Origin of the sequence: Rhodanobacter sp. OR92 (assembly GCF_000427545.1) — a bacterium.
Classification (GTDB): Bacteria; Pseudomonadota; Gammaproteobacteria; order Xanthomonadales; family Rhodanobacteraceae; genus Rhodanobacter; species Rhodanobacter denitrificans.
This window is the reverse complement of record NZ_ATYF01000015.1, coordinates 38,744-61,343: the sequence shown is the minus strand read 5'-3', so window position 1 is coordinate 61,343 and position 22,600 is coordinate 38,744. Positions and strand designations below refer to the sequence as shown.

Annotated in this window: 21 protein-coding genes, 1 pseudogene and 1 riboswitch; of the genes and pseudogenes, 11 read left to right on the top strand and 11 right to left on the bottom strand. The window is 67.4% G+C overall.

The window, feature by feature from the left end; genetic code table 11:
* The first annotated feature begins 167 nt into the window (after window positions 1-167).
* Window positions 168-1,610: a catalase gene (locus tag RHOOR92_RS0109315; protein ID WP_027490116.1), complete on the top strand. Its 1,443-nt coding sequence runs from the start codon at window positions 168-170 to the stop codon at window positions 1,608-1,610.
* Window positions 1,611-1,619: 9 nt separating this feature from the next.
* On the opposite strand, the gene RHOOR92_RS0109310 is transcribed toward RHOOR92_RS0109315, so the two are convergent.
* The 4 genes from RHOOR92_RS0109310 to RHOOR92_RS0109295 form a co-directional block, all read right to left on the bottom strand.
* Entirely contained in the window at window positions 1,620-2,261 is a 642-nt protein-coding gene (locus RHOOR92_RS0109310) for a response regulator (protein WP_027484706.1), read from the bottom strand.
* Between the two features lie 92 nt (window positions 2,262-2,353).
* A complete protein-coding gene (locus tag RHOOR92_RS0109305) occupies window positions 2,354-2,752 on the bottom strand; it encodes an RNA-binding S4 domain-containing protein (RefSeq protein ID WP_027484707.1) in 399 nt (132 codons plus the stop codon).
* Window positions 2,753-2,782: 30 nt separating this feature from the next.
* Window positions 2,783-3,370, bottom strand: coding sequence for a response regulator (locus RHOOR92_RS0109300; protein WP_015448239.1), 588 nt, complete (start codon window positions 3,368-3,370; stop codon window positions 2,783-2,785).
* Between the two features lie 68 nt (window positions 3,371-3,438).
* Window positions 3,439-4,332 (bottom strand): AEC family transporter, encoded by an 894-nt coding sequence (locus tag RHOOR92_RS0109295; RefSeq protein ID WP_037115198.1) that lies wholly within the window; start codon window positions 4,330-4,332, stop codon window positions 3,439-3,441.
* Window positions 4,333-4,474: 142 nt separating this feature from the next.
* On the opposite strand from RHOOR92_RS0109295, the gene RHOOR92_RS0109290 reads away from it, so the two are divergent.
* The 3 genes from RHOOR92_RS0109290 to pnuC all read left to right on the top strand — a co-directional run bounded on the left by RHOOR92_RS0109290 (window position 4,475) and on the right by pnuC (window position 8,576).
* Window positions 4,475-5,611, top strand: a complete 1,137-nt coding sequence (locus tag RHOOR92_RS0109290; protein WP_027484709.1) for a phosphotransferase — start codon at window positions 4,475-4,477, stop codon at window positions 5,609-5,611.
* Between the two features lie 33 nt (window positions 5,612-5,644).
* A riboswitch (TPP riboswitch) is annotated at window positions 5,645-5,740 on the top strand.
* 54 nt (window positions 5,741-5,794) lie between these two features.
* The gene (locus RHOOR92_RS0109285; RefSeq protein WP_027490115.1) at window positions 5,795-7,978 is read left to right on the top strand and encodes a TonB-dependent siderophore receptor; all 2,184 of its coding nucleotides are present in this window, start codon (window positions 5,795-5,797) and stop codon (window positions 7,976-7,978) included.
* Between the two features lie 10 nt (window positions 7,979-7,988).
* Window positions 7,989-8,576: a nicotinamide riboside transporter PnuC gene (pnuC, locus tag RHOOR92_RS0109280; RefSeq protein ID WP_015448243.1), complete on the top strand. Its 588-nt coding sequence runs from the start codon at window positions 7,989-7,991 to the stop codon at window positions 8,574-8,576.
* Between the two features lie 32 nt (window positions 8,577-8,608).
* On the opposite strand, the gene RHOOR92_RS0109275 is transcribed toward pnuC, so the two are convergent.
* The 4 genes from RHOOR92_RS0109275 to RHOOR92_RS0109265 form a co-directional block, all read right to left on the bottom strand.
* A complete protein-coding gene (locus tag RHOOR92_RS0109275; RefSeq protein ID WP_027490114.1) occupies window positions 8,609-10,294 on the bottom strand; it encodes a hypothetical protein in 1,686 nt (561 codons plus the stop codon).
* A 143-nt stretch (window positions 10,295-10,437) separates the two neighbouring features.
* Window positions 10,438-10,599, bottom strand: coding sequence for a hypothetical protein (locus RHOOR92_RS19585; protein ID WP_015448245.1), 162 nt, complete (start codon window positions 10,597-10,599; stop codon window positions 10,438-10,440).
* A gap of 38 nt (window positions 10,600-10,637) precedes the next feature.
* Window positions 10,638-11,036 carry a hypothetical protein gene (locus tag RHOOR92_RS0109270; RefSeq protein ID WP_007507960.1) on the bottom strand — a complete coding sequence of 133 codons (399 nt, stop codon included), beginning with the start codon at window positions 11,034-11,036 and terminating at the stop codon, window positions 10,638-10,640.
* 80 nt (window positions 11,037-11,116) lie between these two features.
* Window positions 11,117-13,330, bottom strand: a complete 2,214-nt coding sequence (locus tag RHOOR92_RS0109265) for a toll/interleukin-1 receptor domain-containing protein (RefSeq protein WP_007507958.1) — start codon at window positions 13,328-13,330, stop codon at window positions 11,117-11,119.
* Between the two features lie 309 nt (window positions 13,331-13,639).
* Here RHOOR92_RS0109265 and RHOOR92_RS0109260 point away from each other — a divergent pair, with 309 nt between their 5' ends.
* On the top strand, window positions 13,640-14,275 hold the full coding sequence (locus RHOOR92_RS0109260) for a DUF4124 domain-containing protein (RefSeq protein ID WP_231378359.1): 636 nt from the start codon (window positions 13,640-13,642) through the stop codon (window positions 14,273-14,275).
* Window positions 14,276-14,293: 18 nt separating this feature from the next.
* Here RHOOR92_RS0109260 and RHOOR92_RS0109255 read toward each other — a convergent pair whose 3' ends face one another.
* Window positions 14,294-14,917, bottom strand: a complete 624-nt coding sequence (locus RHOOR92_RS0109255) for a phosphatase PAP2 family protein (RefSeq protein ID WP_007507954.1) — start codon at window positions 14,915-14,917, stop codon at window positions 14,294-14,296.
* Between the two features lie 171 nt (window positions 14,918-15,088).
* Here RHOOR92_RS0109255 and RHOOR92_RS19025 point away from each other — a divergent pair, with 171 nt between their 5' ends.
* The 6 genes and pseudogenes from RHOOR92_RS19025 to RHOOR92_RS0109235 all read left to right on the top strand — a co-directional run bounded on the left by RHOOR92_RS19025 (window position 15,089) and on the right by RHOOR92_RS0109235 (window position 19,252).
* Window positions 15,089-15,343 carry an FAD-dependent oxidoreductase gene (locus tag RHOOR92_RS19025; protein WP_050980795.1) on the top strand — a complete coding sequence of 85 codons (255 nt, stop codon included), beginning with the start codon at window positions 15,089-15,091 and terminating at the stop codon, window positions 15,341-15,343.
* Between the two features lie 165 nt (window positions 15,344-15,508).
* Complete coding sequence (locus RHOOR92_RS19020) at window positions 15,509-16,213, top strand: NAD(P)-binding domain-containing protein (protein ID WP_050980794.1); 705 nt, start codon at window positions 15,509-15,511, stop codon at window positions 16,211-16,213.
* A gap of 118 nt (window positions 16,214-16,331) precedes the next feature.
* Window positions 16,332-16,901, top strand: coding sequence for a hypothetical protein (locus RHOOR92_RS0109245; RefSeq protein WP_007507952.1), 570 nt, complete (start codon window positions 16,332-16,334; stop codon window positions 16,899-16,901).
* Window positions 16,902-17,011: 110 nt separating this feature from the next.
* A pseudogene (locus tag RHOOR92_RS19960) lies at window positions 17,012-17,107 on the top strand (LysR family transcriptional regulator); the annotation flags it as partial.
* Window positions 17,108-17,319: 212 nt separating this feature from the next.
* Window positions 17,320-18,291 (top strand): restriction endonuclease, encoded by a 972-nt coding sequence (locus RHOOR92_RS0109240; RefSeq protein WP_007507950.1) that lies wholly within the window; start codon window positions 17,320-17,322, stop codon window positions 18,289-18,291.
* 229 nt (window positions 18,292-18,520) lie between these two features.
* Window positions 18,521-19,252, top strand: coding sequence for a hypothetical protein (locus tag RHOOR92_RS0109235; RefSeq protein WP_007507949.1), 732 nt, complete (start codon window positions 18,521-18,523; stop codon window positions 19,250-19,252).
* 333 nt (window positions 19,253-19,585) lie between these two features.
* On the opposite strand, the gene htpG is transcribed toward RHOOR92_RS0109235, so the two are convergent.
* Window positions 19,586-21,454 (bottom strand): molecular chaperone HtpG, encoded by a 1,869-nt coding sequence (gene htpG / locus RHOOR92_RS0109230; protein WP_027484718.1) that lies wholly within the window; start codon window positions 21,452-21,454, stop codon window positions 19,586-19,588.
* A 164-nt stretch (window positions 21,455-21,618) separates the two neighbouring features.
* Window positions 21,619-22,512, bottom strand: coding sequence for a protease HtpX (gene htpX / locus RHOOR92_RS0109225; RefSeq protein WP_027484719.1), 894 nt, complete (start codon window positions 22,510-22,512; stop codon window positions 21,619-21,621).
* Between the last annotated feature and the right edge of the window lie 88 nt (window positions 22,513-22,600).

Sequence of the window (22,600 nt, the reverse complement as noted above, 5' to 3'; positions counted from 1 at the left end):
GCCACCACCTTGCGCTCACGCCTCCTCGGCGATGCTGGCCTGCCAAGTGAGGCAGCAGCCACCCATCCATAGCCATGGACTATCGCCCACATCGGAACATTCGAATTCCATTGATCGTCATGCCTGCGTAGTTTGGCCGAACACCCAAGTCCCTCCAGGAGCCCACCATGAGCCAGGACCGCAAGATGCTGACCACCGATGCCGGTGCACCGCTGGCCGACAACCAGAACAGCCTCACCGCCGGCTCGCGCGGCCCGCTGCTGGTGCAGGACGTGGCGCTGTTCGAGAAACACGCGCACTTCAACCGCGAGCGCATCCCCGAGCGCGTGGTCCATGCCAAGGCCTCGGCCGCGTTCGGCACGCTGACGATCACCCACGACATCACGAAGTACACCCGCGCCAAGGTATTCAAACCGGGTGCGCAGACGCCGATGCTGGCGCGCTTCTCCACCGTGGCCGGCGAGCGCGGCGCGGCCGACGCCGAGCGCGACGTGCGCGGCTTCGCGCTGAAGTTCTACACGGAAGAAGGCAACTGGGACCTGGTCGGCAACAACACGCCGGTGTTCTTCATCCGCGACCCGTACAAGTTCCCCGACTTCATCCACACGCAGAAGCGCGACCCGCGCACCAACCTGCGCAGCCCCACCGCGATGTGGGACTACTGGTCGCTGTCGCCCGAGTCGCTGCACCAGGTCACCACGCTGATGAGCGACCGCGGCATCCCGGCCACGCTGCGCCACATGCACGGCTTCGGCAGCCACACTTACAGTTTCTGGAACGAGGCCGGCGAGCGCTACTGGGTGAAGTTCCATTTCAAGACCCGGCAAGGCATCAAGAACCTCACCCATGCCGAAGCGGCGACGCTGATCGGCAACGACCGCGAATCGCACCAGCGCGACCTGTACGAGGCGATCGAGCGCAAGGATTTCCCGCAGTGGACGCTGTACGTGCAGATCATGCCCGAGGCCGATGCGGAGAATACCTGGTACAACCCGTTCGACCTGACCAAGGTGTGGCCGCACAAGGACTATCCGCTGATCGAGGTCGGCGTGATGGAATTGAACCGCAACCCGGACAACTACTTCGCCCAGGTCGAGCAGTCCAGCTTCTCGCCGGCCAACGTGGTGCCCGGCATCGGCTTCTCGCCGGACAAGGTGCTGCAGTTCCGCCTGTTCTCCTACGCCGATGCGGCGCGCTACCGGCTCGGCGCGAACCACGACCAGCTGCCGGTGAACCAGCCGCGCTGCTCGGTGCACAACTACGCCCGCGACGGGTCGATGCGCCATGGCGACAACGGCGGCGGCAGCGTGAACTACGAGCCGAACTCGTTCGGCGGCCCGGTCGAGGATCCGTCGGTGAAGGAGCCGCCGCTGCGGATCTCCGGCGACGCCGATCGCTACGACCACCGCGCCGGCAACGACGATTACCGGCAACCCGGCGACCTGTTCCGCCTGATGAGCGAGCAGCAGCAACAGCAGCTGTTCGACAACATCGCTGCGGCGATGCAGGGCGTGCCGGAGAACATCATCCGTCGCCAACTCGGCCATTTCGCCAAGGCCGATCCGGCCTACGCGGCGGGCGTGGCCAGGGCGCTGGGCATGACGCTCTGAGGCAGGCGCTCAGCCGATGCCGTGAACCACCTGCAGCGGGGCCACGCCGGCCAGGGGTGGCGCGACCTCGGCATCGGGCATTGCGATGTCGGGAATGTCGGCCAGCTCGTCGGCCGACAGTTCCGCGGCCAGCGCCGGCAGCGCCTCGACGGGTACCGGCGCCGAAGGCAGCCGGCCGTCCAGACGTCCGGAGCCTACTAGCTGGCCGATACGCAGGTAGACCTCGTCGCGGTCGAAGGGCTTCTGCATGAAGTCGTCGGCGCCGAAGCGTTGCACGTAGAACTGCTCGGTCGCCTGCGGGTTGCCGCTGATCATCACGATCGGGATGTCGCGGGTCAGCGGGTCGTGGCGCAGCGCGCGCAGCACCGCGAACCCGTTCATCCCCGGCATCACGATGTCCAGGAAGATCAGCGCCGGCCGTTCGCTGCGGGCCAGCTCGATCGCCTCCTTGCCGTCGGTGGCCTTGAGCACGGCGTAGCCGTCCTGACGCAGCATCTTGCCGAGCACGGCGCAGATCGTGGGCGAGTCGTCCACCACCAGCATGCGCGCGCCCAGCGCGGCCTGCGGCTCCACGCAATGTTCGGCAGCCGCCTGGCTACCCAGCAGGCGCTTGAAGAAACCGAAGCCATTCATCAGTGCATGTCCGTCCATGCGAGCCCCCGGGCTTGTCGGTCGGCGGCGCCAACCCTTTGGATTGGCATGCATATTCCCGCAGATCCGGCCGACATTCTGCGATGCACTGCTCAGCGCCTGTCTCTGAGCCGTCGCAATTCGCGCCGCGCCTGCTTGTCCGGGCGCTTCGGCGGACCGCTTGCACCGACCAGGCGGTGCTGCTCGCGCACCGCCTCCCGTGCGACGCGACTGGCTTCGGTCTCAGCGTACAGCGCCTGCGCCACGCTGGCCGGGCCACGCCGCTCGGACAGCGCCAGCACGCCGACCTCCAGCCGCTCCTCGCCGCGGCTGATCCTCAGCCGGTCGCCGGCGTGCAGGGTCTTCGCCGGCTTGCAGCCGGCGCCGTTGACGTCGATGCGGCCGCCGTCGATCGCCTGCCTGGCGAGACTGCGGGTCTTGAAGAAGCGCGCGGCCCACAGCCACACGTCGACGCGCACGCCATTCGTCGGAGGGGCGGAAACTTGGCTCATCGCGCGGATTATCGCGCGATCGCGCGCCGTTCAGTCCTGCCCGGCAGGTGGCATCACCATGTCGTGCGGGTCCGGCATCGCGATGTCCGGAATGGCGGCGTGCTCGGCCGCGCTGGGTTCGGGCTCGGCCGGGATCCTTTCCGTCTCCGCCCGCTGGCGCACCACCAGGCGCCCGCTGCGCGTGAGGTTGTCGATGCGCGCGAATACTTCGCTGCGGCCGAACGGCTTCTTCATGAAATCGTCGGCGCCGAAACGCTGCACGTAGAACTGCTCGGTCGCCTGCAGGTTGCCGCTGATCATCACGATCGGAATGTCGCGGGTCAGCAGGTCGTGGCGCAAGGCGCGCAGGACCGCGAAGCCGCTCATGCCGGGCATCACGATGTCGAGGAAGACCAGGTCGGGGCGTTCGGTGCGCGCGATCTCCAGCGCGCTTTCGCCATCGGCCGCCTTCAGCACCACGTGACGGTTCTGCGCCAGCATCTTGCCGAGTACCGCGCGGATGGTCGGCGAGTCGTCCACCACCAGGATGCAGGCTTCCTTCGGCTCGCCGCTGCGCGGCGCCGCGCGGCGCTCGCCGTGATCGCCGAACATGCGCTTGATCAGTTCGAAACCTGCCATGACACGAGCTCCCCCCGCCCATGAGACTGCGCTAGTCTCGGTGCAGCGGGTGCCCGGTGCAAGGGTTCCTAGCCGCCCAGCAGCCAGTTGCCCAGCGGGACGGTAAGCAACGACAGCACGATGCCGGCACCCAGCACGGTATTGGCCAGCGCCGGCTCCAGGCCGTACTCGTCGGCCAGGATCGTCGCCGATACCATCGGCGCCATCGCCGCCTGCAGCACGCCGACGGTCAGCACCAGCCCGTCGACACCGGTGGCGGTGCCCAGCGCCCAGCACAGCAGCGGCGCCAGCAGCAGCTTCCAGCCCAGCCCCCAGCCCGCTGCGCCGAGTTGCCGCTGGCCCGGATGGAACTTGAACTGCAGGCCGACCGAGAACAGCGCCAGCGGCGTCAGCGTGGCGCCGATCGGCGCGAACACGCCATCCAGCAGCGCGGGCCAGCCACCGCACAAGCCGGCGACGATGCCCACCACTAGCGCGATGAACGCCGGAAACGTGACGATGCGCCGGACGATCAGGCGTAGCTGCAGCGTGCGCCCCGAATAGACCGAAGCCACCACGATGCCGGCCGAGGCCAGCACCGGAAACGCCCCGATCTGATCGGCCACCACCGCCAGCGCCAGGCCCGCCTTGCCGTGCAAGGCCTCGATCATCGGATAGCCCATGTACGCCGTATTGCCCAGCCCGCAGACCAGGATCAACGCCCCCGTGCGCTGCCGCGACCAGCCCAGCCGCGGCCCGAGCAGGCCGAACAGCAGCCACGCGCCGCCGAAGGTGAGCCACATCGCCGCCACCGGAAACCACAGCTGCGGATCGAACTTCAGCTTCGGGATCAGTTCCAGCACCAGCGCCGGCAGCGCCACGTTGAGCACCCACCAGTTGATGCCCGGCACGATCCCCGCCGGTGATTTCGCATAACGCGCCACCAGGGCACCGAGGATCAGGCAGACGAACAGCAGCAACATCGCGCTCATGGAACGGGGCACCGCGGGGAAAGTCGGCCATTATAGGGACGGCATCTCGCATGCCGGCGGCGGCTGGACGCGAGGCCTGCTCCTTTCGGGGATAATCCACGGCCTGCCCTGCCTGCGGACGCCCCGCCATTCCATGAACGACCCGCTCCACCTTGCCCACGGGCTGGCCGGCGACAACACGCCGCCGGACTGGCCGCCACTGGCCATCGTCGAGGTCGAGGCACTGCTGCGCAGCTACCCGCCACTCGGCGCGCCGACCGGTATCGCCTGGCACAGCCCACGCCCGCTGTCCGCGGCGTGCCTGGTCGAGACGGCGCACGCCACCGTCTTCGTCAAGCGCCATCACCGCCGCGTGCGCTCGGCCGCCACGCTCGCCGAGGAGCATCGCTTCATCGCACACCTGCGCGACCGTGGCATGCCGCTCCCGGCGGTGTTGCGCGATGCGCACGGACAAACCGCGGTGGCATCCGGCGACTGGGTTTACGAGGTGCACGAACAGGCCGCCGGCATCGACCTGTACCGCGAAGCGATCTCGTGGGAACCGCTGCCGGATCTCGACCATGCCCACACCGCCGGCCGCATGCTGGCCACGTTGCACGACGCCGCCGCGGACTACCGCGCGCCCCAGCGCGACACCCACATCCTGGTCGCGCGCAGCGAGCTGATCGCCGCGCCCGATCCCGTCGCCGCGCTGCGCGCGCAGCTGCCGCAGCGCGCGGGCCTGGCCGACTACCTGCGCGATCGCGACTGGCCGCGCGACTTCGCCGAACTGCTCGCTCCGTGGCACGCCGCCGCCCAGCCACGACTGGCGCAGCAGGCGCCACTGTGGACGCACGGCGACTGGCACGTCTCCAACCTGTGCTGGAGTGACGGCGGCAGCGACGCGCGGATCAGCGCCGTGCTCGATTTCGGCCTCGCCGCCGCCAACGTCGCGCTGTTCGACCTCGCCACCGCGATCGAGCGCAACGCGATCGCCTGGCTCGCGCTCGACAGCGGCCTTGATGCCGCCCATCCCGACATCGCCCGTGCGCTGATCGAGGGCTATCGCCGGCAACGCCCGCTGGGCGCGGCCGAACTGCACCTGCTGGCCGACCTGCTGCCGCTGGTGCATGTGGATTTCGCCTTGTCCGAGGTGGAGTACTTCCACGCCATCACGCACTCGCGCGCGAACGCCGACGTGGCCTACGACACCTTCCTGCGCGGCCACGCGGCGTGGTTCCACACGTCGGCCGGGCAAGCCCTGCTGCAGGCCATCCGCGCCGCCGGCTGAGCATGCTGCGGCGAATCGTGGTTCAATAGGCGCTTCTTGAAGCGGGGGTGCCCGGCGTAGCCGGGCTGAGAGAGTCCCTTGGAACCTGACCCGGTTAGTACCGGCGTAGGGAGCTTGCAGATCCGGCATGTCCTCGCGACAGCCGGGTCGCCGTCGCTTCGTCCGTACCCACCGACGACGACGATGACCATGCCACTTTCCCGCACTCCCCTGCTGCTCGCCCTGCTCGCGGCGGTCGCGCCCGCCCACGCCAACGACAGCGCCGACAAGCCGCAAGCGACGCAGCTGGCGCCCGTCCGCGTGGAAGCCGACCGCGCCAAGGGCTACCGCGCCGACAGCTCGCAGATCGACACCTTTGGCAGCTTCGGCAGCGCGCCGCTGCACGACACGCCGGCCGCGATCAGCGTGATCACCCGCGACCAGATCGACGACCGCCAGCCGCGCACGCTGAGCGAGCTGGCCCGTTCCGACGCGGCGCTCGGCGACAACTACGCGCCGGTCGGCTACTACCAGGACCTCGCCATCCGCGGCTTCACGCTGGATCTGGCCACCGGCTACCGGCTCAACGACATGACCATCAGCGGCGAGCAGCTGACCCCGCTGGAGGACAAGCAGCGGGTGGAGATCCTCAAGGGCCTGGGCGGACTCGAAGCCGGCGTGGTCGCGCCGGGCGGCCTGGTCAACTACGTCAGCAAACGCCCCGCCGACGTGCGCAGCGCCACCGTCGGCACCGACTCGCACGGCTCGCGCTACGTCGCGGTGGACGTCGGCGGCTGGCTGTCGCCCGCCTTCGGCGTGCGGGTGAACGCCGCGCACGAGGACATGCATTCCTGGGTCGAGCACGCCGACGGCCGGCGCAACTTCCTCTCGCTGGCGGCGGACTGGAAGATCAGCGCGGACACCACACTGCAGCTTGACACCGACTACCAGACCAGCGGCCAGCGCTCGGTCTCCGGCTACCAGCTGCTGGGCGGCACGGCCCTGCCGCCCCACCCCAGCCGCACACGCATGCTCGGCTTCCAGCCGTGGCAGCAGCCAGTGGGCATCGCGGCCAGCAACAGCACCGCGCGCCTCGACCATCGCTTCGGCGACGCCTGGAGCGTGCAGCTCTCGGCCGGCCACAGCCGCAGCCGGATCAACGACAACGTCGCCTTCGCCTACGGCTGCTTCTATGCGCCGGCCTGCGCCAGCGGCGCCACGCCGGGCTATTTCTTCGCGCCGAACGGCGACTACGACGTCTACGATTTCCGCAGCCCCGGCGACACCCGCGTCAACGACGAGGTGCGCGCCGTGCTCAAGGGCAGCGTCGACACCGGCGCCATCGGCCACGAGATCAGCCTTGGCGCCAGCGCGTTCCGCCGCACCCTCGATCAGCGGCCGTATGTCTACGACTACGTGGGCACGGCCAACATCGACGAGGCCAACCCGCCCTATTTCGCCCCCTCGCCGAGCCAGCCGGGGCCGTCCGCGCGCACGCTGACCAGTTGGCAGCATTCGCTGTTCGCGCTGGACCGCCTGCACCTGGGCGAGCACTGGCAGCTGCTCGGCGGCGGCCGCTTCGTGCGCCTGCACGAACGCGATTACGACGGCAGCGGGCTGCTCCAGCGCGACACCCGGCTGAGCAAGTTCCTGCCGCAGACGGCGCTGATGTGGCAGCCGATCGCGCCGCTGACCACCTACCTCAGCTACAGCAAGGGCCTGTCGCTGGGCGCGCAGGCGCCGTACTGGACCTCCAACGGCGGCACCACGCTGGCGCCGATGCTGTCGCGCCAGCTTGAGGCCGGCGTGAAGTACGACTGGAGCGACGCGCTCAGCCTCAATGCCGCGCTGTACCGCATCCGTCAGGCCTACCAGTTCGCGCAACCGGACAGCACCCCTGAAGGCTTCACCTTCGTGCAGCGCGGCAGCGAGGTGCACAGCGGGCTGGAGCTCGGCGCCGCCGGCCGCATCAGCGACGACCTGCGCCTTACTGCCAGCATCAACCTGATCCGTGCCCGCACGCAGGACACCGGCACGCCCGCCTACGAAGGCCACCAGGTCATCAACGTGCCGCGTCTGCGTTCGGCCGTCTATCTGGATTACCGCCTGCCGTTCGCCCCGCAGCTGAGCCTGCTCGGCGGCTGGCGCTACGCCGGCAGCAATCCCGCCACGCCCGAGGGCACGGTCAAGGTGCAGGCCTACCACGTGTTCGACGCCGGACTGCGCTACGAGAGCCGGTGGCGCGACCACTCGCTGACCTGGCGGCTGAACGTCGACAACGTGTTCGACCGCTTCTACTGGCGCGATACCGGCAGCACCGGCGGCGACCGCTACCTGTTCCCGGGTGCGCCGCGGCTGGCCCGGCTCTCGCTGACCGTGGCATTCTGAGCGCCGGCGCATGGTACGGATCGAACTCGCCGCCGCACTGGTCAGCGCCTGGGCCGTCTGGCTCACCACCCGCCGCCGCCCGTGGTGCTGGCCGGTGGGACTGGTCTCGGTGCTGGTCTACGCGTGGGTGTTCGTCCACGCCAAGCTGTACTCCGATGCGCTGCTGCAGCTGGCCTTCGCGCTGCTGATCGGCTACGGCTGGTGGCGCTGGCTGCAGCACATGGGCGGGGACGGTCGTGTGGAAGTGGCCGCCCTGCCGCGGCGGCAGGCCGTCGCGCACCTGGCCATCGGCGGCCTCGGCGCGCTGGCGCTGGGCGCGTTCATGCACTACCGCACCGACGCCGCGCTGCCCTGGCTGGACGCGGCGCTGACCGCCTTCAGTCTGGTCGCGCAGTGGTGGCAGGCGAAGCGGCACGTCGCTTCGTGGTGGCTGTGGATCGCGGTAGACGTGATCTACGTGGGCGAGTACGTCTACAAGCACCTGCTGATCACCTCGGTGCTGTACGCCGGCTTCGTGCTGCTGGCGGTGCTCGGCCTGCGCGCATGGCGGCGCGTGGCGAAGACCGCGGCGCCACACCAACCGGGCACGGCTTATTGAAAGATCGGCACGGCTCCGGCCAGCCGAACCGATCAGAGCTTGCTGTGCTCCACCTGGCGTTCGCGCTGCATCAGCGTCCATTCGGCGTGTTCGGTCAGTGCCGCGTCGCCGAGCGAAAGCAGGATCTGCCGCTGCAGCACGGGATCGTGCGTGCGGTCCAGTGCCGCGCGCGCGCTGGCGAAGATGCGCTGCATGAAGCGGTACTGTCTGATCAATTCCTTGTCGGCCTTGCGGTAGGCGTAAGCCTCGCGCACGGCGGCGATGATCGACAGCACCGCCATGATCAGCACCAGGACGGTCTTGGTGTCGTGCGACAGCCGGTGCACGAACACCGCCAGGAACACGCTGATCGCGACGCCGCCCCACAGGCTGAGCGAGCCGACCACCTCGGTGACATGGTGCAGTCCGGTGCGCTCGGCGGTCTTGCGCTCGTAGTAATGAAGCTGGCCGGACTTGCCGGACTCGCCGACCCACTCCGCAATGACCTGCGTCAGTGCCGCGGGCGACGGCTGCGCCGGCCGGGTCGCCGCATGGAGGCCGGCGGCACGCATGACGTTGCGGATCCAGCCCAGCTCGATGTTCTGCCTCTGCAGGAAGTTGTCGTGGGCGAACTCGTGGTCGGCGTTCGCCGAGATGTTCGCCCGCTGCCAGTACGACTGGATCCGCAAACCCTCCGCCAGCGCGCGGTAGTCCAGGTACTTGCGATGCCAGCCGCGGCGCCGGGCCAGCATCGCCACCGCGCCGCCGCTGGCGAACAGCAGCAGGAACAGGTAGATCAGGAAGTCCTGCGCGGGCAGATGGGCGTAGAACGTGAAGGCGATGCCCATCAGCGCCGCCAGCGTGTAGGTCAGGCGCATCGCCAGCAGCACGCGCCGCTGGAAATGCAGCGCCAGCCAGTCGGCGGCGTGGAACAGGCTGTCGATGTCTGCCGCGTCACCCGCCGCGTCGGCCTGCCGCACCGATGCCGCGATCTCGCCCGCATACGTGTCGCACTCGCCGTTGAACTCGACCATGCGCGCGAACATCAGCCGGAAATCCGCCGGCAGGCTGTCGGCAGCTGAAACCGTATCGGCCGTGCGCCACACCCTCTGCAACGGCAGCAACCCGGCGGCCGGCGCGCCATCGGCCCCGTCGCGCGAACAGACGATGTGGTAGAGCAGGCTCTCGTCGCCGCCGCCCAGCACGTGGCGCGTATCCTGCCGCCGGTCGATCAGGCCGGGCATGGTGCCGTTCAGGTGGTAGTTGACGATCTGCGCGGTGCCGCCGAGCCGGCCCGATACCTTGCCGTCCCAGATCGCCAGCAGGATGTGGCAGTGACTGGCGATATACACGCCGGCCTTGGCGTACTGGCGATCGCGCGCGAGGCCCGGCGTGCCGAGATCAAGCAACGACTGCCCCTTCGGCGGCGGTAGCGGCACGATCTCGGCCTGGCTGCACAAGCGGTGAAAGTCGGCACGCACGGCCGCACTGGAGAAGTCCTCGACGTACAGGTCCGGCGGCAGCGGCAGCGGCGCGACCAGCCTTGCGCCGGCGGCGAGCGCCTCCTGCGCCACCAGCTGGTCGCCGCCCTCGGCCAGCGCGGACACCACCACCAGCGGCAGCCCGGGAAAATCGTGCCGGAGCTGCGCCAGGAAATCCCGCACGCGTTGCCGGATCGGCTCGATTTCGTCGGCGGGGATGTTGCGATGGCTGGTGACGCCGATGACCAGTGGAGTCATGTGGCTTCCTGGCGATGAATGGTCACGATGGACAGGTCACACGCAGCTTCGCCGGCCCATGTTTCGCAGGAAGCCATGCGGCTGCCTTCTCGCGAAGCTGCATGAGCTGCTGGACGCCTGGCGTGGTATCGGCGCCAACGCGCCTACGTGTTTTTTATCATCGGGTTGGTGGCTTGGTCCGGCGTTGGCGTTCCTGTCAGCCCGGATTCGGCAACGGGTTCGCTGGCTGCAGCGTCCGTCTCGTTGTCGGCGGGCGGAGGCACTGCCGGGGTGTTCTGATTTTCCTTGCTGGTGGTCTTGGACATGATGGTCTCCAGAGTGTTGGAACCGATGGATGCAGACGCTAGGTATTCTTGATCGTCGGATTCGTGGTCTGCCCCGTGATGGAGGTCTTCTTCGACTGATAGACCGTGCCGCCGATCGTGGCGCTCAGCTGGTAGATCCAGGTTCCTGTCGTGCTGGCGCTGTTGTTGAGGTCGCTCATGGTTATTTCGTTGCCGTTCGAGCTGAGCGTCGGGGAGCCGAAGATGCCCGCCGGTGGCGCCGGGTCGACCCAGGCGAAACCCGGCTCGGCCGCGTCTTGCGCATTGAACGACCCCGACGCCGCATTGCCGCTCAGCTGCCAGGTGATGGTCTGCGCGTTGGGGCCTCGGCTGACGTGGTTCGCGTTGTCTTTCTGATCGATGTCGAGACTTGGCGGGCTCGTGCTGTTGTCGAGGGTGACCTTGAGAAGGTTTGGCATGATGGATTCCTTGGTGATGAGGGTTTGATCCGATACCGCACTTGCCGGTGTTGCCTTTTCCCTGTTCGTCTTGCCCAGCCTTACTGGCGGGCGCTGGTGTCGGTTGCCGCCAGCAGCTTCTGCTGGAATGCCGCATTGACCGGGTAGTCGATCCGCTCTCGCCGCAGCACGGCCAGCAGCGCCGCATCGCGGTAGCCGCTGCTCCACAGTTGCCGGATCACCGGCTGTGCCTCGGTCTTTCTGCCAAGCGCAAGCAGGGCTTCAATTTGCAACGCCAGCAGCCGGGGATCGCTGCCGCCGCTTTTCACCGCTTTCACCGCACTCAATGCGTCGTCGCGCAATTGCTGCGCGGCGCTTGCGTCGTCGGTGACCGCGGCAAGCAACAGCTTCGCGCCCACCGTGGCCAGCAAGGTGGCCCGGTCGTCGGGTTGCTGGGCGAGCAGTGGGTCGAGCATGCTCAGCACGGCCCGGGCCTGCGCTCGCGCCACGTCGGTCCGGCCGGCGGCTCGCGATTGCGCGGCCTGTTCCAGTCGCGCCTCGGCAAATCCACGCTGCCAGGCAGTGTTGTCCGGGTCCTGTCGGGTCAGGCTGGCGAAGATCGCCAACGCCTGCGCGGTGAGCGCCGCCGGCGCGGTCGCGCCGCCGCTCAGGCGCCGCAAGCGGCTCAGCTGGGTGGCGTACAGTGCCGCATGTTCCTGGAAGTCGGTATTGCCCGGATCGGCCGTCCGCAACTGCATGGCGATGTCGACCGCCTGCTGCAATCCGGCGATGCCAGAGGTGACATTGCCGGCCAGTGCCTGCGTACGTCCCAGGATGGCGTGCACGGTCAGCATGCTGTCACGCTGGCTGGTGTCCTTGGGATCGCGCGCCGCCAGCGCGGACTCGATCGCGTCGTCGGCGGCGTATTGCGCGATCGCTGTAGCCAGCTCACCACGCATCAGCGCCAGCTTGCCGAGATTGTTGTGTGCCACGCCTAGCGATGCCGCCCACTCGGCATTGCCGGGCTGGGCCGCGACCAGCTTGCGCATCAGGAGCAGCATGCTCCGGTACGAGAGCATTGCATCGTCCAGTCGGCCGCGCGCCTCCATCGCATGGCCGAGGTTGTTGTCGATCGTCGCCAGCTGGAACTGCAGTTGCGTGTCATCCGGCGCGAGCACGCGCGCGCGCTGCAGGATGGCCTGCGCCGCCACGAAATCCCGCTGCGCGGCGTCCAGCTGTCCCTGCCGCCAATGGGTCATGCCGATGAACGCGTGGATTTCCGCGACGGCCAGCTGTCGCGGCACATCGGCGGGCGCGCCATCGGCGAGCGCACCCGCCAGCTTCAGGGCTGCCTGATAGGACGTCATCGCCGCAGGCAGATGGCCCTGATCAAGCCGCATGCTGCCGATCTTCTCCAGCGCCTTGGCGCGCTGGGCCAATGCCTCGTCGGTCACATCGGCGGTCGGCAACGCCTGGAAGTAGCTCATCGCGTGGTCGTCCACCGCTTCCAGGAGGTCCAGCCGCGAGGTTCGTGCCAGCTTGTCGTTGAGGTCGCCGAGCATGAAATTGACCAGACTCTCGGCCTGCTTCTGCCGGCGCTCGGCGGCCTGGCTGGCGACCACGGCGGCATGGCGGGCGATCAGCGCGGTGATCGCCAGGGCGGTGGTCCCCGCCATCACGATCAACGCCAGCGTGGCCAGCGCCGCCATGCGCCGGGCGCGTCGCTGCAATTCGCGCCGCTTCAGCACGTCCAGGCCGACGTCGAGCATGCCGGCGATCAGCTTCAGCTTGGCGTTGGCCTTGCCGTCCTTGCCCGGCCGCACGTCGGCGGCGATCGGCTCGGTGCGCTGGTGGCTCAACTCGCCGTCCGCGCCGAGTGGATGACGCAGCGCCGGCGCGAAGCATTCCTCTGCGGCGCGGCCGGGCAGCTCGCTGGCGCCGGGTTCGCCGTCCACGATCAGGCAGAAGATGCGCTCGCTGCGCCCGAGCCGCTTGAACGCCAGCACCTCCTCGTTGACCCAGCGCGAACTTGCCGAGTGCGGCGAACAGATCACCAGCAGGCTTTCCGACTGGGCCAGCGCCTCGTTGACCTTGCGGCCCAGGTCGGTGGCGCTGGCCAGTTCGTCGCGGTCGCGGAAGATCGGCGCGAGACGGGCGGGGATCTCGCCGAACGCCGTCGCCTGGCCGACCAGGCGCTTCGGCACCGCATAGGTCTCCAGCGCCCGGTGCAGCCAGCCCGCCCAGGCCTTGTCCCGGTGGCTGTAGCTGATGAAGGCGCGGTACCGGCATGCCGGCGTCGCCGAGGCTGGCGTCATGACGCATCGCGCTCCCGCGCGAGGTGATGCACTCCCTTGCCGGGAACCCTCCCCCATCCGCTCGACCGGACCCTGGGCACCCAGCCACCCCTCGGGCGGCACCCGTAGGGAAGAACGCTAGCACCAAAAATGTGATGTAAATCTCATTTTTTGGTAGCGGGAGCCGATTTCACGGTCCGGTTTTTTGCGACCCGCGGCTGGCCCCCCTTCCGCCTCGGGCCTGGCCACCCCGAAGCCGCGACGCTCCCGGCTGCCTGGCAGGGCCCCCGGCATGCGGGCGATGCCGGCCGGGTGCAGAATGTCGCCATCATGAGAAGCCTGACCGCGGGAATCCGTTGCCTGGCTGCCGCCATGCTGTTGGCCGCAGCGCCGACGGCCGGCGCCCAGAACATCTACAAATGCACGCAGGGTGGCCAGGTCGCCTACACCGACCACCCCTGCCCGAACGGCAGCGGCGAGCTGCTGCACCAGGCCGACGACACCGAAGTCATCGACCGCTACCTGCGCCTGGGTCAGGACGAGCTGGCCAAGCGCTATGCGCAATCGCGTCACCTCGAAGCGCTCTACCAGCAGCGCGTCGACGCCCGCCAGCAGGCCATGGACGAGAAGGCCCAGCGCGATGCCGACGAGGCCTATGCGGCGCAGCAACGCGCCGAGGAGGCCCAGCAGCAGGCGCTGGCAGACCAGGCAGCGGCACAGGCCGCCGAGCGCGACCGGTTGCAGGCCGAGAACACGGCGCTGCGCCAGCAGAACGCGGATTACCAGAACCAGCTGAGCCAGCCGGTCTACAACGCCCCGCCCGCCTACTGGGGCGCCCCGCCGTACCCGCGCCGCCATCGCGACCGAGACCACGACGGCGACCATGACCACCAGCCGCCACCGGTATCGGACAAGCCGATCTTCCACCCGTGCAAGCAGTTGGCCGGTGGCCGCACGCAGTGCTGAAGCGGCGGCGTACCGCCCCTACTTGAACCGATGGATGAAGCCCACCTTGAAGCCGCCGGGCAGCCAGCTGATGATCAGCGGCGAATCCCGGTGCGCCGCCCACAGGCCGATCCCGGTGCCGAGCGCGGCGCCGACCAGCACGTCGCTCTGCCAATGGCCCCGGGTCTTCACCCGCGCCACCGCGTCGTACGCCGGCAGCAGGGCCAGCGCGTACACGGCCGGATGGTCGCGCCCGTAGGTGACGATGAACGGCGTGACCGCCGCCGATATCGCCGCCACTTCCCCGCTGGGGAAGCTCTGCGCGTGGCTGCCGCTGAAGAAGCGATCGGGATTGTCGGTCTGCGAAGGCCGCTCGCGCTGGAACGTGTATTTCATCGCCTCGGCGCCGACGCCGGTGATCATCATGGCATCCACCGAGCGCCAGAACGTGTCGCCCAGCTGGTCGTTGTCGCCAAAGACCAGGGCGCCGCCGGCGATCGCACCGATCATGCCGTACATCAGGGCATTCTGGTTGGAGCGTTTCCAGATGCCGCTGTTGTCGTAGTGGACGCGGTGGTCGATGCCGAGCGGGCCGCCTCCCGCATGGGCAGCGCCCGAAACCAGGATGGCGGCGGCGCATAGCCAGGATCGCAATGCAGGCATCTCGCGGCTCCCGCATGACAGGCAGCGCCTGCCTTCCGGCCCGAACGCTACGCAGCCCAGCTTTCGGTCGGCTTACGCGACCGGCCCGGAAGGGCCATCGAACCGCGCGCGGAAAAAGCGCACTCTGGGCTACCTTGGCCGGACCCGGATGCCGGGACGAACGGGAACCTCATGCAAAGTGCGGACGCGATCATCGTCGGCGCGGGCCCTGCCGGCCTTGCCTGCGCGGCATGCATGCGCCAGCGCGGCCTCGACGTGGTGATCCTGGAAAAGGCCGGTGCGGTCGCTTCCGTATGGCGGCGCCACTACGACCGGCTGCACCTGCACGCGGACCGTGGCCACTCCGGCCTGCCCGGCATGGCGATGCCGCGCAGCTGGCCCAGGTATCCATCGCGCGCCCAGGTCGTCGACTACCTGGAAAGCTAAGCGGCGCAGTTCGACCTGCAGCCGGTCTTCCACTGCGCGGTGCCCACGGTCCGTCGCGATGGTTCCGCTTGGCGCGTGGAAACGGCGCGGGGCGAGTTCACCGCGCCGGTGGTGGCGATCGCAACCGGCTGGGCCGATTTCCCGCACCGTCCGCGCTGACCGGGGGTGGATACCTATCAAGGCCTGCTTGTTCACAGCAGGGACTATCGCAACCCGGCGGCCTGCGCGGGCAAGCGCGTGCTGGTGGTGGGCTTCGGCAATTCGGGCGGCGAGATTGCGCTGGACCTGGCGCAAGCCGGGGTCGACGTGACGCTGGCCGTGCGCGGCCCGGTGCAGATCCTGCCACACGAGCTGCGAGGCATTCCGATCCTGACCTGGGCGATCGCGCAGGCGCGCCTGCCCGCACGCGTGGCCGACTTCATCAACGCGCCGGCGATCCGGCTCGTCATCGGCCCGGCCGGGAAGCTCGGCTTGACCATCGCCCGCAAGGGGCCGCGCCGCATGATCGAGGAAGACCACCACATCCCCTTGCTCGACGTGGGCACGCTGGCCCGGATCCGCGACGGCACGATCAAGCTGCGCGGCGGCATCGAGCGCTTCACCCGCGATGGCGTGGTGTTTGCGCAGTCGCCAGCCGAACCGTTCGCTGCCGTCATCCTCGCCACCGGCTTCCGGCCCGACCTGCGCCCGTTGCTGCCCGAGGCGCATGGCGTCCTCGACGACCACGGCATGCCGCTGGCGAGCGGCCGGACAACGCCCGAACCGGGGCTGTTCTTCTGCGGCCTGATCGCCGCGCCCACCGGACAGTTGCGCGAGATCGGCATCGAGGCCCGGCGCATCGCCGGCCTGGCGGCGGCTTGCCAGCGGTAACCACGAGCACCTTGCCGGTGGACGCGGCAGCACCGCGCGATAACAGCCGGCATACCGGAGAGATGCCACAATGCACCGGAGTCTCCACGCGACTCCGTGATGCTCCAAGGAGGTCACCATGAAACGGTTCCAAACCACCCTGCTTTTCGGAATGCTGTCGCTCGCGGCAAGCACGGCCCTGGCTTCCTCGGGCTCGCTCAACGAATTCCGGCCCAAGGTCATGCCGGTGCTGGTGCAGGTGAACGCCCACGGCAAGGTCACCGACGCCTCGCCGGCGATCGAACTTTCGCCGCGGCTGCGCCGGCTGCTGCTGCAGAACCTGAATGAAATGATCGTCAAGCCGGCGACCGAACACGGGCGCCCCGTGTCCAGCCAGTTCGTCGCCAACCTGGTCCTGCGCACCACGCCTCGCACCGAGGGCGACTACGACGCGCAGTTTGCCTTCGTATCAAGCTCGCCGGTGCCGTCGGGCTCCTGGTACTGGGTCCATATCGATGGCCACCGGCTGGCGCTGGCGAGCCGGGATTCCATCAACCGCGGGGCACGGATCCGATTCAACGACGACCGGAAAATGGACCGGTCCTCGAACCCCATGAACTACCGGTCCGCACCGACTCCGCTCATCCAGAACGCCACCCGCAACACACCCAGCCCCGCACCTGCACGCGTGCCCGGGCACGGAGGGTAATCCGGCCAGCAAGAAGGCCGCCTGCTCCCGGGTAGCACCTGGCAGCAAACAGTGAAAGGCCCGCCGCATGCGACTGGCCTTTCTTGCTGGAAGCGGAACGTACGGTGAGTTGCGACGCCGACATCCGCTACGACGCACGCCTCACGCAGGACACGATTGCCGTACCGATCGGCTCGCGCACGCAACGACGGGTGAGCGCGGCTGCTAGGCTCAAAATCCTTCATGCCATGCCGACCACCTCCAGCCGCAGGACTATTACCGTCGCGCGCAGAGCGTCGAGCCTTTCGCTTCGGAGCTCCTGACTTGCAAGCCAGGGAGCAAACCGTTGTCAGCGGATATTCGGGTATGGCGCCCGGTTTTCCCCGGCGGACGTTTGCAGTACGGTGGGCCTCGCCAGGGAGCACTCAGGGGGAGTGATATGGCGAAACACAAGCAAAGCGGCATCGAGCAGATCGCCTCGATGCCATGGCAGGCAGGTGTCCTGCTCGGGCTGATCGGTTATCTCGCCGTCCGCTTCGGCATCGGCTGGTACTTCGGCGCCCACACCGATCCTCTTTCCGCAGGCATTGCGAAGGATGCTCGCGACGGCATGCTGGCGCCGCTCGCGTGGATGTTGCTCGCGGGCTGCTGGATCGGCGCGCTCGTCTCACTTGTCAAACGTAACCAGCGTCGCCGGCTACTCGACTCGCAAACCGGCATCGAAAGCCTGCGCACCATGCGCTGGAGCGAATTCGAGCTGCTCGCCGGCGAAGCGTTTCGTCGCCAGGGCTACGCCATCGAAGAAACCGGCCTCGGCGGCGCCGACGGCGGCATCGACCTGATCCTGCGCAGGAACGGCCAGACCACGCTGGTGCAATGCAAGCAATGGCAGAACCGGCAGGTCGGCGTCAAAGTCGTGCGCGAAATGTACGGCCTGCTCGTGCACCACCAGGCCGCTGCCGTGAAGATCGTGGCGCTTGGCGACTACACCCCCGACGCCCACCGCTTCGCCCAAGGCAAACCCATCGAGCTGATCCACGGCGGCGAGCTGATCGCCACGGTGCGTAAGCTGCAATCCGGCAAGGCTCGCGCCACACATCCGCTGGATACGCCGCTGGCGTTTGGCGGAAGCATCGCCGCCAGCCTGCTCCTGATTGCGGGACTCTCGCCTTCTACAGCGAGCACCTCGCAGGCACGACAGATCGCTGCGCCTACTGCCGCTTTCCAGCCCACACTCGGACCGGAGCCGCCGTCGATCCCTCATCGCCCCACAGCATCGACACCACGCGCCCATGCAGTGATCTATGCGAGCGATTCGCAGGACGACGCGGAATTGCGCGAGTGGAAAAAGAGGAACGCCGAGTCGATGAAGATTCTGGAGAAGACCACGAAGGAGATGCCGCTGCGCTGATGTTCCTTCGTGCGGCAATACTCGAAACCAGATGTGTCTAAACCCACCCAATGGCGTACACCATGAGCTAGACAAGTTGATGGAGCGGGGGTTACGCATACCGTTCAACCCCGACCTGCGGTCTCATGCGGCCTATCTTGTGTGGCACCTAGACCATTGCTTCAAGCATTAACAAAGAAATCTCCCCTCATTTTTGTAATTCATCAACCCACTACCTGGAAAATTTTCGATGACACCTCCGCAAGTGCCGAAAGCGAAACTTCCTCCGTATTTTTTCTTGGGCCAGCCCATTGGACTCGCTGCACTGACGCTCGGCGCGCTTACCTTGTTTACGCAAAAACGTGATGCGATCGTCGGGGCCATACCGATTCTGGCGAATCGATCGCTCGACTGGTGCCTTCTGGCGCTGGGAATCCTCGTCCTAGCATCCATGTCCTTGCTCATCTTCAAGACGACACAGCGCCACCAGGATCTGAACCGCAAAATGCACGAACGTCGAGTCGAAGAAGCGCGACAACGTCAGCTTTACGAGCCAAGACCATTGCAGTCGCCGATGACTCTGAAGCCACTCGAAAATGTGTGGATCGGAGTGATTCTCGGCTGGGTGGTCGGTCTCGGCATGATTGCCCTTGGCGTTGCCGGGTTCATGCAACACTCCAGTCTGAGTTCATTCGCCATATGCATGCTTTTCAGCCTGTTTGGTACTCTTATCGTGTTGACGGCCACAAATAAACTGTTTTGCAGGGTGGAGCTTCGGGGCGAAGAAATTTTCTACACTAGTATGTTTTGCAAGAGAAGTTTTCGAGCACAGGACATTCGCTCGGCCATCTACAGCAGCACCGGCAACGTCAAGACGCTGAAGGTAAGCACCGCTCAATCCTGGTTCATCGTCACCACCAGCAACTTTACCCAGGGGCAACTGGAAATCATCCGCAAGTTCTGCGATCCGTCGGCAACCTGAAGCCTGCTATGAAGGCGATTTTGAACTAGCAGGACGGGGCAATTAAATCGCCCTAGCCCGCGCGGCGAGTGTACCGAGTGCGGGCCAGGATGGCCCGCCGTTCTACCCGGGCTCGCGTGCGGCGATGAACTGGGGACAACAGGCCGCGTAGCGGCACGAAAGCTCTTCGCCCCAATGCCAGTGCACAGAAATGCAAAAGCGATTCCGGCCTTCGCCGGAATGACGAAAAGGAAAGAGCGTGGCGGGCACCCGCCCGCCCCCCGCAGGGGAGAGGGAGCAAAGAAAAGCCCGCCGGATGGCGGGCTCTCTAATATCAACAAAGTACCTCGCGCCTCACCCCAGCAACACCCGATTCATCCGCTGCACGAACGCCGACGGATCCGGCAACTGCGCGCCGGCCGCAATCTCCGCCTGCTCCAGCAACAGGGTCGCCAGATCCTTGGCCTTCGCCTCGTCCGCTTCCGCCTCGACACGCTTCAACAGCGCGTGCTGCGGGTTGATCTCCAGCGTGGGCTTGTTCTCGGGCATCTCGTGACCGGCTTCACGCAGCAGGCGGGCCAGGTGCGGCGCCATCTCGTAATCGGAAAGGGCCAGGCATGAGGGCGAGTCGGTAAGGCGGGCGGAAACCTTGACGTCGGCCACGCGGTCGCCGAGCAGATCCTTCAGCTTCTTCAGCAGTGGCGCGGCTTCCTTCGTCGCCTCTTCCTGCTTCTTCTTGCCGGCTTCGTCCAGCGGCACCTCGCCCTTGGCGACGCTCTTGAGTTTCTTGCCTTCGTACTCGCTGAGCGAGCCGATCATCCACTCGTCGATGCGGTCGGACATCAGCAGCACTTCGATGTCCTTGGCCTTGAACGCTTCCAGTTGCGGGCTGCCGAAGGCGGCGGCGTAGCTGTCGGCGGTGATGTACCAGATCGCGTCCTGGCCCACCGCCATGCGGCCGATGTAGTCGTCGAGCGCGACGGTCTGCTGGCTGCCCTCGCCCTTGGTGGAGGCGAAGCGCAGCAGCTTGGCGATGCGTTCGCGGTTGTTGGCGTCCTCGCTGATGCCTTCCTTGAGCGTGTTGCCGAACGCCTTGTAGAAGGTGGCGAACTTCTCCGGCTCGTCCTTCGCCAGCTTCTCGATCAGGTCCAGCACGCGCTTGACGCAGGCGGCCTTGATGCGCTCGAGCTGGCGGTTGTGCTGCAGGATCTCGCGGCTGACGTTGAGCGGCAGGTCGTCGGCGTCGACCACGCCGCGCACGAAGCGCAGGTAGTTCGGCAGCAGCTCTTCAGCCGCGTCCATGATGAAGACGCGCTTGATGTAGAGCTTCACGCCCTTGCGCTCGTCGCGGCCGCCCATCATCAGGTCGAACGGCGGCTGCGAGGGGATGTACAGCAAGGTGGTGAAGCTCTGGCTACCTTCGACGCGGTTGTGCGTCCACGCCAGCGCGTCGTTGAAGTCGTGGCCGAGCGACTTGTAGAAGCTCTGGTAGTCCTCGTCGCTGATCTCCGACTTCGGCTTGGTCCACAGCGCCGAGGCGGCGTTGATGGTCTCGAACTCGTCGGTCGGCTTGCCGTCCTTCTCGACCGGCATGCGGATCGGGAAAGCCACGTGATCGGAGTAGCGGGTGATCAGCGCGCGCAGCTGCCAGCGGCTGAGGAACTCGTCCTCGTCGGCCTTCAGGTGCAGGATCACGGCGGTGCCGCGCTCGGCCAGTTCGACCGGCTCCAGCGAGTACTCGCCCTTGCCGTCGCTCTCCCACTTCACGCCCTCGCCGGCCGGCGCGTCGGCGCGGCGGCTGAGCACGGTGACCTTGTCGGCGACCACGAAAGCGGAGTAGAAGCCCACGCCGAACTGGCCGATCAGCCGCGCGTCGGCCTTCTGTTCGCCCGACATCGCCTCCAGGAAACGGCGCGTGCCGGAGCTGGCGATGGTGCCGATGTTCGCCACCACCTCGTCGCGGTTCATGCCGATGCCGTTGTCGCGCACGGTGACGGTGCGCGCGGCCGGGTCCCAGCTGACGTCGATGTGCAGCTCGCTGTCGCCGGCGGAAAGTTCCGGCTTGGCGATCGATTCGAAGCGCAGCTTGTCGCAGGCGTCGGAAGCGTTGGAGATCAGCTCGCGCAGGAAGATCTCCTTGTGCGAGTACAGCGAATGGGTGACCAGGTGCAGCACCTGGGCGACTTCGGCTTCGAACTTGCGGGTTTCGGCGGGTGCGTTCATGCGTGGATGTTCCGTTGTTGCGTTGACTATGTGAGATGGTCCCTCCCCCCGCTTGCAGGGGGAGGTCAGGAGGGGGTTCGCCTTTGATCTTGGCATTCAGGCAAGGTCAAGAGCACCCCACCCCAACCCTCCCCTGCTTTGCAGGGGAGGGAGCAAAGCAGAGGTCAGCCGGCGTTCTGCAGCGCGGCGATGCGCTCCTCCAGCGGCGGATGGCTCATGAACAGGCGCTTGAAACCCTCGGCCAGCGGACCGGAGATGCCGAACGCGGCGATCGTTTGCGGCAGCGTGCTCTCGCCATGGTTGGCCTGCAGCCGCTGCAGCGCCGAGATCATCGCGCCTCGCCCGGCGAACTGCGCGCCCGCCGCGTCGGCGCGGAACTCGCGCCAGCGCGAGAACGCCATCACGATCATCGAGGCGAACAGGCCGAACACCAGCTGCAGCACCATCACCGTCACGAAGTAGCCGATGCCGGTGCCGCCGCGGTTGTCGTCGCGGCCGCCGGACATCCAGCTGTCGACCAGCCGGCCCACGATGCGCGCGGCGAGGATCACCAGCGTGTTCAATACGCCCTGGATCAGGGTCAGGGTGACCATGTCGCCGTTCGCGACGTGGCCGATCTCGTGGCCGAGCACGGCGCCGGCCTGTTCGCGGTTCATCTGCTGCAGCAGGCCGGAACTGACCGCCACCAGCGAGCTGTTCCTGGTCATGCCGGTGGCGAACGCGTTCATCTCCGGCGCGTCGTAGATCGCCACCTCGGGCATGCCGATGCCGGCGTTCTGCGCGTGGCGGCGCACGGTGTCGACCAGCCAGCGCTCGGTCTCGTCCTGCGGCTGCTCGATCACCCGCGCGCCGGTGGACCACTTGGCGATCGTCTTGGACATCGCCAGCGAAATGAACGCGCCGCCCATGCCGAACACGGCAGCGTAGGCCAGCAGGCCGCCCATGCCGCCGTAGCCGCGGGCGGCGGCCATCTGGTCGATGCCGAACAGGCGGCAGACGATGCTCAGCAGGAGCAGGACGGCAAGGTTGGTGGCAATGAACAATGCGATGCGACGCATGGCTGTCTCTCTATCGTGGCAGTCATGAAGGGGACTGGGGGTGGACTGAAAATTCGGGGCGGCGGCCGGCGCTTTCAAGGGCTCGGCA